Origin of the sequence: Saccharibacillus sp. WB 17 (genome assembly GCF_008634075.2) — a bacterium.
GTDB classification, from domain to species: Bacteria; Bacillota; Bacilli; order Paenibacillales; family Paenibacillaceae; genus Saccharibacillus; species Saccharibacillus brassicae.
Genome location: NZ_VPFK02000029.1, coordinates 95,073 through 107,637 on the forward strand (window position 1 = coordinate 95,073; position 12,565 = coordinate 107,637).

A 12,565-nucleotide genomic window follows, 5' to 3' on the forward strand; every position below is an offset into this window, starting at 1 on the left:
GCGGCTTGCTTTTGTTAAGGAGAATGTCATTTTTCGACAAAAAAAGACCAATCGGCGGCAGCCGATCGGTCCGACAGGTGTTGCGCTTGCCCGGCAGCGAGTCTTAGAACGCCGGATACGTGTCCGTGTACTCTTCTTCCAGAAACTTCACGACTTCCGGTCCGCGCATACGCTCGGCGAGCTTCAGCAGCGCCGGATCGTTTTTGTTGTCTTCGCGCGCCATCAGCGTAATCGCGAACGCCTCCATGTCTTTTTCGACGATCAGGGCGTCTTTCTTCGCCGACAATCCGAGCGGTTTGGCGTAAGCCGGATACATCGTAACGAGGTCGGCGTCGTCCATCATGCGGTTGAGCGTGAGCAGGTCGACTTCTTTGAACTGCAGGTTTTTCGGATTCGAAGTGATATCCTGCAGGCCCGCCTTGATGCCCGCGCCCTCCTTGAGTTCGATCAGATCGTTCTGTTCGAGCAGCAGCAGCGAATGCGCGATGTTCGGCGGATCGTTCGGGATGACGACGATCGCGCTGTCCGGCAGTTCTTCGATCGATTTGTGCTTGCTGGAGTAGCCCGCGTAGAGCGCGTTATAGACCGGCTGGATCGGCACGATCTTGCTGCCCCGGGCTTCGTTGTAGGCTTCGGCATAAGGAACGTGCTGGAAAAAGTTCGCGTCGACTTCCTTGTTCGCCAGCGCGTCGTTCGGTTGGATATTGTCGGACATCTCCACGATCTCCAGGTTGATGCCGTCTTCGACGAGCAGCGGCTTGACGAGCAGCAGGATCGCGTCCATCGGAGCCGGCAGCGAAGCGACTTTGATCGTGGTCATCTCCGTGCTCTTCTTCTCTTCGGGTGCGGCGGCGCCCGAAGCGTCCGAAGCGCTGCCGGTCGTGTTGGACGAAGTCGAAGCGCTTTGGCCGCAGCCGGCCAGAACGAGCAGCAGCGCGGTCAGAATCAAAATCAGGGACTTTTTCATGGTAAGGGTATACCTCCGTTTATTTGGATAAAATAAGATGGTTCCAAAAGTGCCCGACCGTCCTTGTCCTTACCTTTTGTCGATCTTGCGCGACAGGGCGCTGCCGGCCACCTGAACGATCTGGACGAGCAGCACCATCAGCACGATCATGCAGATCGTCACGTCCATCTCGAAGCGCTGGTACCCGTAGCGGATCGCAAAATCGCCTACGCCCCCGCCGCCGACGATGCCGACGACCGTGGAATACGAGATGAAGCTGACGATGGACGTCGTCAGGCCGAGCACGAGGCCCGAACGCGCTTCCACGTACAGAAACTTCCAGACGATCTCCAGCCGGGAAGCGCCCATCGAACGGGCCGCTTCCACGACGCCGCGCGGCACTTCCACCAGCGCCTGCTCGACGAGGCGCGAATACCCGGCGATCGCCACGATCGCGAGCGGAATCGTCGCCGCCGTCGTCCCGATCGTCGTCCCGACGATCGCCCGCGTGATCGGAAACATGAACACGACCAGCAGCAGAAACGGGAAAGAGCGAATAACGTTCACGAGCGTGTTCACGAACACGGACACGCTCCGGTTGGCCAGCATCTCGCCCGGCCGGGTCAAATAGATAAGCGTTCCAAGCGGAATGCCCAGAATTATGGCCGCGACGGTGGACATGCCGACCATGTAGAACGTCTGTCCGATCGCTTCCCAGATCTGCTCATGATACTGGGCCCAGATCTCCATGATTCGATCAAGGCTCATGGCGTCTCCTCCTCGCGCACCGTGCCGAGAATTTGCTCCCGGTACGTCAGCTTCGGACGAATGCCTTCGTCCGCACGCTTGGGCAGCGCAAACGTATCGACGACTTCGCCCATCTCCATAACGGAGACGCTCGTGCAAATCTGCCTGACCACTTCCATCTCGTGGGTCACGACGACGATCGTCACGCCGAGCGTCCGGTTGATATGCAGCAGGACGTTCAGCAAATCTTCCGTCGTCTGCGGATCGAGCGCCGAAGTCGGCTCGTCGCACAGCAGCAGCCTGGGGCTGCTGGCCAGCGCCCGCGCAATGCCGACGCGCTGTTTCTGGCCGCCGCTGAGCCGCGCCGGATACTGCCCGGCCTTGTCTTCCAGACCGACGAACTTCAGCACTTCGCCGATCCGGCGTTCGCGGTCGCGCTTGGGCGTTCGCGCAAGTTCCAGCGCCGAAGCGACGTTGCCGTGCACGGTGCGGTTATGCACCAGATTGAACTGCTGAAAAATCATCCCGATCGAGCGCCGCGCCTCCCGCAGCTCCCGTTCGCCCATACCCGTCAGGTCGCGTCCTTCGAACAGCACTTTGCCCGTATCGGGCCGCTCCAGCAGGTTCATCAATCGCAGCAGCGTCGATTTGCCCGCGCCGCTCGTGCCGATAATCCCGTGAATGCCGCCCGTCTCGATCTCCATGCTGACCGGAAGAACGGCCCGAAACGTTTGTCCCTGTGCCGTGTACGTCTTGCTGACTTCCTGCAGGGATAGAATGGCCGATCCCTCCTTGTACCACTACTTTTTTGTTCTGTTATATTCTTTAATCGACTAAATTATAAGGTAATTGAGCCTCTGTGTCACCATTTTTAAAAAGAATTTTAATATTCGCTTTACAATCGGCGCAGCGGCGGGCATGCTTGTTTGCGCAAGAAAACAATCCCCGCTGCCGCAAAAACGTTTCGATCGTTTCTTTACCCGAAAACCGATTTTTCGGGACGCTACGCGCGCCGCCTCGGACGCTGCGCGAGCAGGACCGCCCGAAGCAGCAGGCCCGACGCGGCGCCGTACAGCAGATGCGCTGCCAGCCACCAGGCCCACGCCGGCAGGCTGTCGATCGGCGGCGTGCCTCCGGCAGACAGCAGCGTCGTCGGATAGAGCAGCAGCCCGACGACGCCGCCGATCAGCGCCGTAACGCCGATCATCGACGCCGTGGACGGCATGCGGCGATACGCCCTTTTTTGCCAAATCCAACCCAAAATCAGGCACAGCGCGGCGGAAATGAACAGATGTATGACAAATTCCGTTACCTCGGTCAACCGAAACTCTTTGAGTACCGGCACATAGTCCGCGTTCAGCAGCAGGCGATAGACGCGGTGTCCGCTCAAGTCCTGCGCCGCTTTGAGCGTCAAGCCGAGCAGCGTGCCGGAAGCCAGGCCGGCTGCCGCAAAAGCAAGCAGAAACGCGGCCGATCGTTTGGGGTTCAAGCCGTTCATGCGTATTCTCCATCCTCTCCATAGGCCGCTTGTGGCGGTCAGCCGCCGCGGTCTCTATTGTTTATAACCCCGGAAGCGGGCATCGGATCACAAAAAAGGACGGCCGTCTCCGGCCGTCCCNGACGTCGCCTCCGGCGTACAGGAAGCCGGTCTCGACCAGCGCCGTCGGCATGCTCGATTCGCGGTCCACGTGCAGATTCTGGTACTTCGCTTTGCGGTCCGGCAGGCCGGTCGCGACGATCACGTATTTGTGAATCGTCTCGGCCAGCTTTTTGCTCTCCGGCTTCGTGTACAGCGTCTCGGTGCCGCTCGTCGGCTTCGTCCCTTTGGGCATGCTGTTCGCATGGATCGAGACCATGACGTCGGCGTCGACGCTTTCCGCGATATCGACCCGACCCTGCAGCGAGACGTCGGTATCGTCGCTGCGCGTCATGATGACGTCGAGGCCGTCCACCCGTTTGAGCAGCGCTTCGACTTTGAGCGCCATACCCATATTGACTTCTTTTTCCGTGAGCGTCGGTCCTCCGCTGTAGATCGCGCCCGTCGCTTTGCCGCCGTGTCCGGCATCGATCACGACGACTTTCTTCCCGTCGTCGCCGATGCCCGGCGTCGAAGGCCCGCTCGGCTTGTTCAGATCGATAAAGATCAGGCTGCCTTCGCGGTACACTTCGTAGCCTTTGGCTTTGTTAAGATCAATGACGATCCGGACCCGCATCGGCGAATCGTCGTTTAGCGCGAAGCGGATTCCGGTCACGTCCGGCGAGCCGGATGCCGCGATCTGCCCCTGCTGGCCGATCAGCAGACCTTGTCCTTCCGCGAACAGCGGACTGAACGAAGTGTTCGGCAGATCGACGACGATCCGGTTCGGCGAAGCGATCGCGGACACTTTCGGTTCCGCACTGCCGCTCACCCCGATCATGACCCGGTTCTCGCCGAAGCTGATCTGCTCGACCGACGAAGAAGCCTGCGGACTGCCGCCCGGAACGGGCTTCGGCGGATCGACGTCATCGTTCGGCCCCGATTGATTCGGCGCTTCGAGCGGAGGCGGCGACTGCAAAAAGACCGTCTGCGCGCGGTTATCCCATTTGACCGTCAGTCCCATCTTCGTACCGACCAGGCGCAGCGGCACATACGTCGTATTGCCCTGCGAAAAAGGAGCCTGTTCGAGCATGATCGTGCCTTCCGGCGCGATCGCCGCCGTGCTGCCGAGCGTAAGCGTGAGCTTGTCGCCCGGACTGCCTACCGTCACCTGCCGGCTGGCCGAATTCCAACCGACCGGATATCCGAGTTCCTCCGAGATGACCCGGATCGGAACCATTGTCGTGCCTTTTACGGTCAGTACGTCTCGGGCCCCGGTCACTTCCCTGTCATTCAGGACGATCTTCGTGCTTGAAGCCGCTTGAACGACCTGAATCGACAGGAAAAACACCGCCGCCAAAGCAAGCACCGTCGCGATCCACCTTTTTGCGTATCCCGTACGCCGAACTTTTGCCATCATCCTTTTTCCACCCCGTACCCTCTCCTTGTCGTTGAAATGTTGAAAGCGCCAATCGGCTCATCACAGGTATAGACGCCTGCGCAGCGCGCAAAGTTTCCGTTTCGAGCTTTTTTTGTCAAAAACAAAAAAGAGTCCGGCGTTTCCCGAAGGAAACGCGGACTCCTGTGCGGACCCGGCCGGGAAAAAGCCCCCGGTTCAGCTCTCCTGCTTCTCCATCTCTTCGCCCAACCGGAGCAGGTAATCCGGCGCGTCCATGCCGTCGGACACCATCATCTCGATCAGGCACAGCTTGTCGCCGCGCTGCATTTCCGCTTCGCGGAACGCCCGCGCCAGCTCGCCGATCGTCCGGACGCGCTGCGTGTAAGCCCCGCCGCCGAACGCTTCGACCAGCTTGACGTAATCCCAGCCCGGAATCTCGTTGTACGTCTGTTCTTCGACCGGCACCCGGAAATTCAGCACCTTCTCGATCGTGTAGCCGCCGTTGTTGAGCACGAACACGATCGGCTTGCAGCCGTGATCCATCATCGTGCTCAGTTCCTGCACGGTCAGCTGCAGCGATCCGTCGCCGGTAAACAGCAGCACCCGGCGTTTGGGCGCCGCCACGCACGCGCCGAGCGCGGCCGGCGTCGCGTAGCCGATACTCTGCCAGCCGCCCTGCCCGATATAGGTCGCGCCCTGCGGCAGCTTGGTCTGCGACAAGCCGTAGGCAAACGTGCCGGTCTCGGCCACGATGACGTCTCCCGGCTGGAGCAGCCGCTGAATGAGCGGATAATAGTCGTCGGCCCGAAGCGGCTTGCTGCCGTCAAGCTGCGTGCCGCTGTTGTACGGATGTTCGGCCGCAGGAACCGGCAGCGCCGCCGTCAGTCCCAGCGCCGCAAGTTCGCGCAGCATGTCCGCGCCGAGCACGTCGGCATATTCCTGTCCGCCGATCACGACGGATTCCGGCTGGATCACGATCATCTTCTTCGGATTCAGCTCCGCCGTTCCGCCGCCCGTATTCGTATCCGAAGGCACGTAACCGGCCACGATCAGGCAGTCCGCGTTCTCCACGACTTCGCGTACTTTCTCGCTTCCGAGCGTTCCGCCGTACATGCCGATATGGTTCGGATGGCTTTCGTCGAAGCCGCCTTTGCCCATGATCGTCGACGCGGCCGGAATCTGCATGGCCTCCGCGAGTTCCCGCACGAGCGGTTCCCATTTCCAGCTTTTCACTTTGGCGTCGCTCAGCAGCACGACCCGCTCGGAAGACTTGAGCAGTTTGCGCGCCTGCCGCGAAGCCGACTTCAGGGAAGACTCGCTCGTCTTCGGCTGTTCGATCTTCGCCGCCTTCGTCGCAAGCGGCTGGTCCACGAGGTCGATCGCGACGGACAGATAGACCGGCTTCTTGGTCCGCTTCGCGATCTCGATCGCTTTCGGGATCTCGGCCATCGCGTTGGCCGGCGTCAGCACGGCCGTGTACGCGGAGATCGGCTCGTACATGCGGCGGAACGCATCATAATCGCCGTCCATCAGCGTATGGTGCATCAGCTTGTGCTGCTTTTGCTTCTCCGATTTCGGTGAACCGACGATATGGATCACCGGCACGTTCTCGCTGTACGAGCCGGCCAGCGCGTTCGTCGCGCTCAGCTCGCCGACGCCGAACGTCGTAATAAGCGCCGCGAGCCCTTTGATCCGGGCATAGCCGTCGGCTGCGTAGCCTCCGTTCAATTCGTTGCGGGTCGGCACCGCCGTGATGCCTTCGCGGCTCTCCAGCGTGTCGAACAGCGTGAAATTGTAGTCGCCGGGCACACCGAACACTTCGGTCACGCCTTCCTTTTTCAGACAGTCGAACAGATAGGTGCCGAGCGTCGCCCGACCTTCTCCCTGCGTGTTCGAGCGAATTTTTCCCATAATCGATTTAGCCATAACACACACACCCTTCCCGTGATCGCGCGGCCGACCCGGTCGGTCTTGGACCGGCCGGTCGGCCTCTATCCTATGATTACCCCGCAAAAGACCCTACAGGTCAGTAATTTTAAAAATCGCCGAATCCGCCATATGACGCCGGGCGGATCGCGGGTGTTCGCCGGTACATTTTATACGACGTTTCATGCGGCGTGTGACGCGGACTCCGATACGGCATCCATCCGCCGGGATCAGCCTTTGATCTGCTCCAAAATCTGCGGGTCTTTGATCTGCCCGTCTTCCGCCAGCAGCACGATCTTCGACAGAATCTCCGCCGTGCGCGGATCTTCGTCGAGGAACGGCAGGAAGAAGCGGCCGCGCTGCCCGGCATGGACCGGGATGATATTCAGGGCGCCCGTCGCCTGCTTGTAGGCGATGCCGCTGCCCAGATGCACGGCGTATTCGCCGAGCGTCCCGTCGATCCGGGCATAGCTTCCGTCCAGCCGGACATTGTTCTTGCCGAGCAGAAGCAGCGATTCGCGCACGATCGCGGTGCGCAGCTCGATCGTCGTCAGGCTCGCTTCCGGATCGACGCCGCCGACATGGGCGACGCTGACGACGAGGTCGGCATCGCGCATAATTTCCGAGAACAGCACCGGCGGCACGTCGGTGAGCGGAATCGGCCGGTGCGTGCGGCGGTCGCTGAACCGGATCGTTTCCAGCGCCGGCGCTTCGGTATCCGCCGGCGAGAACCAGTCGGCCATCGCGTACAACGTCGCGATGATATTGCGGCTGTAATCGACGCGCTGCAGCCCTTCTTCGTAGCTGACCGTCCAGCCGCGGCCGCGCAGCAGCGCAACCGTCTTGCCCGGCTGCACCTGATGTCCCGCATAGCGGGACGAGAACGCGCCCGAAGCCCGCTCGTCCGCGTTCGGCAGATACAATTCGCGGAAGATCTGCTTGAACGGCTGGCGCTGCGCCTGCGCGCGGCCTGCCTGTCCGTCCTTGCCGTGCTGCCCGTCGCGCAGGCCCCGCTCGATCAAGTCCCGCTGGAACAGCGGCCACTGCCCGCTGGCGTGCAGATCGACCGGATGCGCGAGAACCAGCGCGGCTCCGCCGTCAAGCGGCAGGTTCGCGCCGCCGGCAATATCGAGCAGCGCCGAATCGGCGGCCCGGAAATAGCCGACCCGGGGAAGGTCCGGCGATGTCTCCTCCAGACGGAACACGAGCGTGTCCAGCAGCGGCGACACGACCGGATTGCCGTGCAGCTTAAGCAGCTCGGACACGGCGAACGCGGCCGCCGTCTCCATGGAACGTTCCAGCTCGCGCACGAAGCGGCGATGCTGCTCGGTCAGGTCGGCTTTGATCTCTTTGAGCCGAACGACGACTTCATCCTTGTTCAGCCGGGAAGGGATCGACTTGAGCGCTTTGCCGCCTTTCTCCACTTCGATCTCCGGCAGGCCCCGTTCGTCGATGACCAGCTTCATGCGCACGTCGCCGACTTCGGTCGGCTGCATATGGATGCGCAGATCGTCCATCTTGCCCGCTTCCATGTCCCACTGGAGGCGGATCGCATCCGCGTAACCCGCGCTGCGGGCCAGGTTGCCGAGCGCGATCTGGCCGGCCGCGCCTTCGCTCGCCCGCCGCTGGGCGCCGAACTGCCGGCTCTCCAGCAGAAACTTCCGGATATAGTCGTAGCGTTCGCGCAGATCTTTCTCCTTGCTGCGCGCGAGCGGAATCAGGCTGTAGGCCAGCAGTTGGTCTTTGCCGCGCTTGGCCGTGACCTGCGCGCGGACTTCGCCGAGCTTCAGCCTGCCGAGCACCGCGTCCGCGAACAGCTGCGAGCGGCGATGGTTGGAACCGCCCGAGATGTATTTGGCGCAGTCGTACAGCAGCTTGAAGCGTTCGGCGCCGATCGCTTTGTACGCTTCTTCGAACCATTTGACGTCGAACGCGCCGTCGTTGAACTCCTGCGGCGTAATCGGCGAATAATGCGCGACGATCGTTTCTTTTTCCGCGGAGAAGCTCTCGTTAATATGGGCGTGGAAATACCACGCGGCGCTGCGCAGTCCCGGCCAGTCCAGATGCTCCGCCACGATCCCGATCCACTGCGGCGCGTACATGGACGCTTCGAGCAGCCGCCGCTCCGACAGACCGGTGCCGCGAAGTTTGCCGGCAAGCGCGGCCGCGTCGTCGCCTTCCGCCGGATAGCAGTTTTTCAGCAGGGCGCTGAGCGATTCTTTTTTGGTCAGATTGTCGCCGTATCCGTACATGTAGCCGCGCACGAACGTCTCGCCGCCGAGGCTGACGAGAATGCGCAGCAGGACGTCCACGCCTTCGATCCGCTGCAGGGCGGACGTATACGAAGTCGCTTCGGTCGCCAGATCGCCGCGCGCAAGCTCGATGTCCAGCAGCCGGTCGACGATTGTGCGCAGGATGCCCTGCAGCGCTTCGCTTCGCGTAAGCTCCTCCGGCGGATTCGACGTCAAAGTGCGCAGCAGGTATGGAGCCTCTTCGCCGAGCAGCTGCTTGTAGATCTCGTTGTCGCCGAGCAGGCCGAGCGTGTGCGCCTTGAACAGCATGCGGATATCGAGCGACGACCCGCGCTGGCCTTTGAACGATCGGCGCGCCTTGTCATAGCGATAGCCCAGCGAGATGCAGCGCTTGAACGAAGCGTCGTCGTACGCGCGCCGGCGCAGCAGGGCGTTCCAGTCCTGGGCCAGCACGAGCCAGATCGGACGGTCTTCTTCCGGCGCGTCTCCCGGGAATTGTGCAAACAACCGTTCCAGCGCCGAAGCCGCCGCCTCGAAAGAGAGTGCCGGTGCGCTGTCTTCGAAAAAGGCACCCAGCAGCATGACGACCGCCGAAGCGTAGCGGCAGTCTTCGAGCAGCTGCCAGCCCGCTCTCAACGACTCCAGCGGATACAACCCCTGCACGTATTCTGCGCGCCAATCCGCGAGCAGAGGCATACGCTGCATTTTCTGGTAATCGTAGTAAGACGCGAATTCGCCGTAATGATCGCCGACCTTGCCGGACAGCCGCTTCGTGGTGGCTATCAGGTACAGACCGAGCAGTTCTTCGGGCCCGAAGCCGCTCTCTTGTACGTACTTCCGCCATTCGTCGGCCAGCGGATACCGGTCAAGCGCGGATTCCCGCTTGTAATCCGGTTCCAGCACCGCGTTGTAAGAGCCGATCGCCCCGTAGGAAAACGGACGGAATTCCGCGCCGAGCAGCAGCTTTTCGGTGGCGCCCGCGTAATGCTCCACTTCGTATTCCGTATCGCGCAGCGTATGGATCAATTCGTCCAGGCCGCGGATAAACGTGCCGGCCCGCTCGGGATCGAGCGAGAAGAGGCGGTCGAAGTCAGCCTGCGGGCCGGACGCCTCCAGCAGCCACGGTTCGATCGCTTCGGGATCGCAGAGCCCGAAGCCTTTGGCGGCGGCCTGCTCGCTCCGCTGCGGCGCGTCCAGCTTTTGCAGCAGCTGCGACTCTTTGGGCGTCGGCTCCGCGACTTGCTGCGCGAGCGGCAGCAGCGCTTCGTAATCGCCGGCCCGCTCCGGGTCGGCCGACAGTTCGGTCAGCAGCTCCAGGCCGGCCAGCCGCTGCAGCTCCGCCTTGGCGCCGAGCAGCCGGTCCAGCGCGCTGGCCAGCGCTTCGCGCGGCTGGCCCAGCAGCAGGGCGATCGCGCTCTGGCGCAGCGAACCGGTCTTGAGCTTCAGCATGCTCTCGACGCGCCGCAGCTCGTCGTCGCTCAGCCGAAGCATCCCCGCCCGCTTGAGCGCCGTCTCGCGGTTGCGGATATTTTTGTCCGCCAGCGTATCGAAGATGAACCCGCGCTGCTCCGCCGAATCCGGCCGCGTCAGGAAAAACTTCAACAAATCGTGGCGGCTGTCCGCGCTCATCGAACCGGACAGCCCGATCAGGCGTCCCACCCATTCGGGGTCCATGTCGTAGGCGGCCAGATACATCATTTTGCGCAGCACATCGGCCGGGTCGTACGTATACGACAAAAATTCGAGCGCGCCGGAAGTGCCGGTCACCGGCTTGGAAGGCCCGTCCCCGAGCAGCGACTCAAACGCTTCGAACTGCCTGCGGCGTTCTGCCTTATCGCTCAATTCCGGCGCTTCCCGCAGGTCCAGCTTGCTCGGCCCGCCTCCCAGCCACGGCATCGGCGGCTCGTCTTCGTCGGGCATCCCCCATTGTACGGCATATTCGTATGTATAATTGACGAGCATCCAGTGCAGCAGCTCCGGGTCGCGTTCGCCGCCGTGCAGCAGTTCGACCGCGGAAGCGTGCTTGAGCTCCGAGCGCTGGCTCATGGACAGGACGTATTGAGCCGCCACTTTGCGGTAATGCACACTTCCGGCCATAATCCCGCGCACCTGCTTCGGCAGCTCCGCTTCCTCGATCCACGCCTGCGCGAACAGCGAAGCGTAGACTTCCTGCGCGTTGTCCGATTCGAGCCAGCCGGCTCGCGTCTTCGGATCGGACAGCGCCGCATGGAGCCGCTCCAGCATCTTCGCGGCGACCCGCGAATCGGACGCCTCGAACGGCAGCCCGGTCCAGACGCCCGCGGCGCGGACGACGGACGCGTAACGGACGAAGCCCTGATCGAGAATCAACTTCAGCAAATAGGAAAAAGCTTCCGGCGTCCCGAAGTCCATACTCTCCACGATCGACTGCCGCAGCCCTTCCTGCAGCCTCGCCGCGACGAGCAGGTCGCCGACCAACCCGTGCATGTCCGGCCGATGGCTCATCAGCATGCCGGCCAGCATCTCGCGGCTCAGCAGAGCAGTCTGGTTCTCGCCGAGCACGATGTCGCGCAGCGCCGATTCGACGCCGGCCTCGCGTTCGTCGAGCTTCTGCGCGATCAGGTCGGGCAGCGACTGGCTAATCCGGTAAAAAGACCGCGTGCGCCCGTTCGAGCTCGAATAGTCGCGCTGCGTCAGGTGAAGATCCAGCGAAAAGTCCGACGCCTCCATCCACAGATGCCCGACGAGGTTCGTCAGGATGCGTGTCAGATGGGCCGACAGGTCCGCCGTACGAAACGGCCGCCGCATATAGCCGCTTGAATACGGATAATCGGCCGCCTGCTGCGCCATCCGCCGGACCCGCTGCGCGGCCGGTTCTCCCGCCAGCGCGGACATGACCTCTTCCAGCGGCCGCAGCAGGCTTCCCTCGTCGCCCTGCGCCCGCTCCAGAAGCAGCCGGCGCATGTTCCGCACACTCTCCTGATGTTCGCTCACGTAACCTTCTTCGACGATTTCGCACAGGCAGGCCGCGAGCTCGGCGTCCGGCCCTGCGAGCCGGCCCGCCGTTTTTTTCAACGTTTCAAAATACTGTTCTTCCTGCCGAAACTGCTCTTCTTCGTTCATGATTGGTGCCTCCTCGATCGGGTTGATGAGATCAGCGGTTCCAGAACCCGCCCGCCAGCATCGTAAAACGCATGAATATCACTTCGTCGCCGTCCGCAAGCGTCAGCGGAACGTCGAGCCCCGTCACTTCTTCCTGCCGCACGAACACCCGGTACAGCCCGTCCTCGAATCCCAGCACAGCCGCGGCCACGGCTTGTTCGGCGTCCGGCGATTTCTCTCCGTAGACGGCGCCGAAACCGACTTTGCCCCGTTGGGCGCCTTCTTCGACCTGCTGCTCCGTCAAATACGGCAGCAGATGGTCGCCGGCCAATTTCTCTTCGAACTGCGCGACCATCAGCCGCACGGTCTGGTCGATCAGTTCGCGCAGCGTGCGCGGCATGCCCGGCAGATCGAATTCGCGGCCCGCCACGCCGCGTTTGCGCCCCGCGCTTTTTACGATTGCGGTCAGCTTCATATGACTTCCTCCTCCATGGACAGACCGATCGGACGGCCCGAAAAAGCGAATGAACGTTCGCATATGTACAGATTCATTTTACCAGAATGCAAGATAGAAAAAAACCCGCCGCAGGCATGAACGGGTCTTCTTCGTTGATCGGACAGATGCCGACGCCGGCTTC

Annotated in this window: 8 protein-coding genes; all 8 read right to left on the reverse strand. The window is 62.1% G+C overall.

Annotation, left to right across the window (positions count from 1 at the left end; genetic code table 11):
- Positions 1-103 precede the first annotated feature (103 nt).
- Positions 104-967, reverse strand: a complete 864-nt coding sequence (locus tag FTE24_RS16240; protein ID WP_150232141.1) for a MetQ/NlpA family ABC transporter substrate-binding protein — start codon at positions 965-967, stop codon at positions 104-106.
- A gap of 69 nt (positions 968-1,036) precedes the next feature.
- On the reverse strand, positions 1,037-1,714 hold the full coding sequence (locus tag FTE24_RS16245; RefSeq protein ID WP_202111888.1) for a methionine ABC transporter permease: 678 nt from the start codon (positions 1,712-1,714) through the stop codon (positions 1,037-1,039).
- Positions 1,711-2,472: an ATP-binding cassette domain-containing protein gene (locus tag FTE24_RS16250; RefSeq protein WP_150232143.1), complete on the reverse strand. Its 762-nt coding sequence runs from the start codon at positions 2,470-2,472 to the stop codon at positions 1,711-1,713. Before FTE24_RS16250 ends, FTE24_RS16245 begins: the two co-directional genes overlap by 4 nt.
- A 224-nt stretch (positions 2,473-2,696) precedes the next feature.
- Positions 2,697-3,191: a hypothetical protein gene (locus FTE24_RS16255; RefSeq protein ID WP_150232144.1), complete on the reverse strand. Its 495-nt coding sequence runs from the start codon at positions 3,189-3,191 to the stop codon at positions 2,697-2,699.
- 61 nt (positions 3,192-3,252) lie between these two features.
- Positions 3,253-4,689 carry an N-acetylmuramoyl-L-alanine amidase family protein gene (locus FTE24_RS16260; protein WP_160441794.1) on the reverse strand — a complete coding sequence of 479 codons (1,437 nt, stop codon included), beginning with the start codon at positions 4,687-4,689 and terminating at the stop codon, positions 3,253-3,255.
- Between the two features lie 195 nt (positions 4,690-4,884).
- The gene (locus FTE24_RS16265; protein ID WP_150232148.1) at positions 4,885-6,594 is read right to left on the reverse strand and encodes an alpha-keto acid decarboxylase family protein; all 1,710 of its coding nucleotides are present in this window, start codon (positions 6,592-6,594) and stop codon (positions 4,885-4,887) included.
- A 230-nt stretch (positions 6,595-6,824) separates the two neighbouring features.
- On the reverse strand, positions 6,825-11,948 hold the full coding sequence (locus FTE24_RS16270; protein ID WP_150232150.1) for a DUF4132 domain-containing protein: 5,124 nt from the start codon (positions 11,946-11,948) through the stop codon (positions 6,825-6,827).
- A 31-nt stretch (positions 11,949-11,979) separates the two neighbouring features.
- Positions 11,980-12,402: a hypothetical protein gene (locus FTE24_RS16275; RefSeq protein WP_150232152.1), complete on the reverse strand. Its 423-nt coding sequence runs from the start codon at positions 12,400-12,402 to the stop codon at positions 11,980-11,982.
- Positions 12,403-12,565 lie beyond the last annotated feature (163 nt).

Coding starts and splice junctions, on each gene's coding strand:
- FTE24_RS16240 (WP_150232141.1), bottom strand. CDS start 967: ATGAAAAAGTCCCTGATTTTGATTCTGACCGCGCTGCTGCTCGTTCTG.
- FTE24_RS16245 (WP_202111888.1), bottom strand. CDS start 1,714: ATGAGCCTTGATCGAATCATGGAGATCTGGGCCCAGTATCATGAGCAG.
- FTE24_RS16255 (WP_150232144.1), bottom strand. CDS start 3,191: ATGAACGGCTTGAACCCCAAACGATCGGCCGCGTTTCTGCTTGCTTTT.
- FTE24_RS16265 (WP_150232148.1), bottom strand. CDS start 6,594: ATGGCTAAATCGATTATGGGAAAAATTCGCTCGAACACGCAGGGAGAA.
- FTE24_RS16270 (WP_150232150.1), bottom strand. CDS start 11,948: ATGAACGAAGAAGAGCAGTTTCGGCAGGAAGAACAGTATTTTGAAACG.
- FTE24_RS16275 (WP_150232152.1), bottom strand. CDS start 12,402: ATGAAGCTGACCGCAATCGTAAAAAGCGCGGGGCGCAAACGCGGCGTG.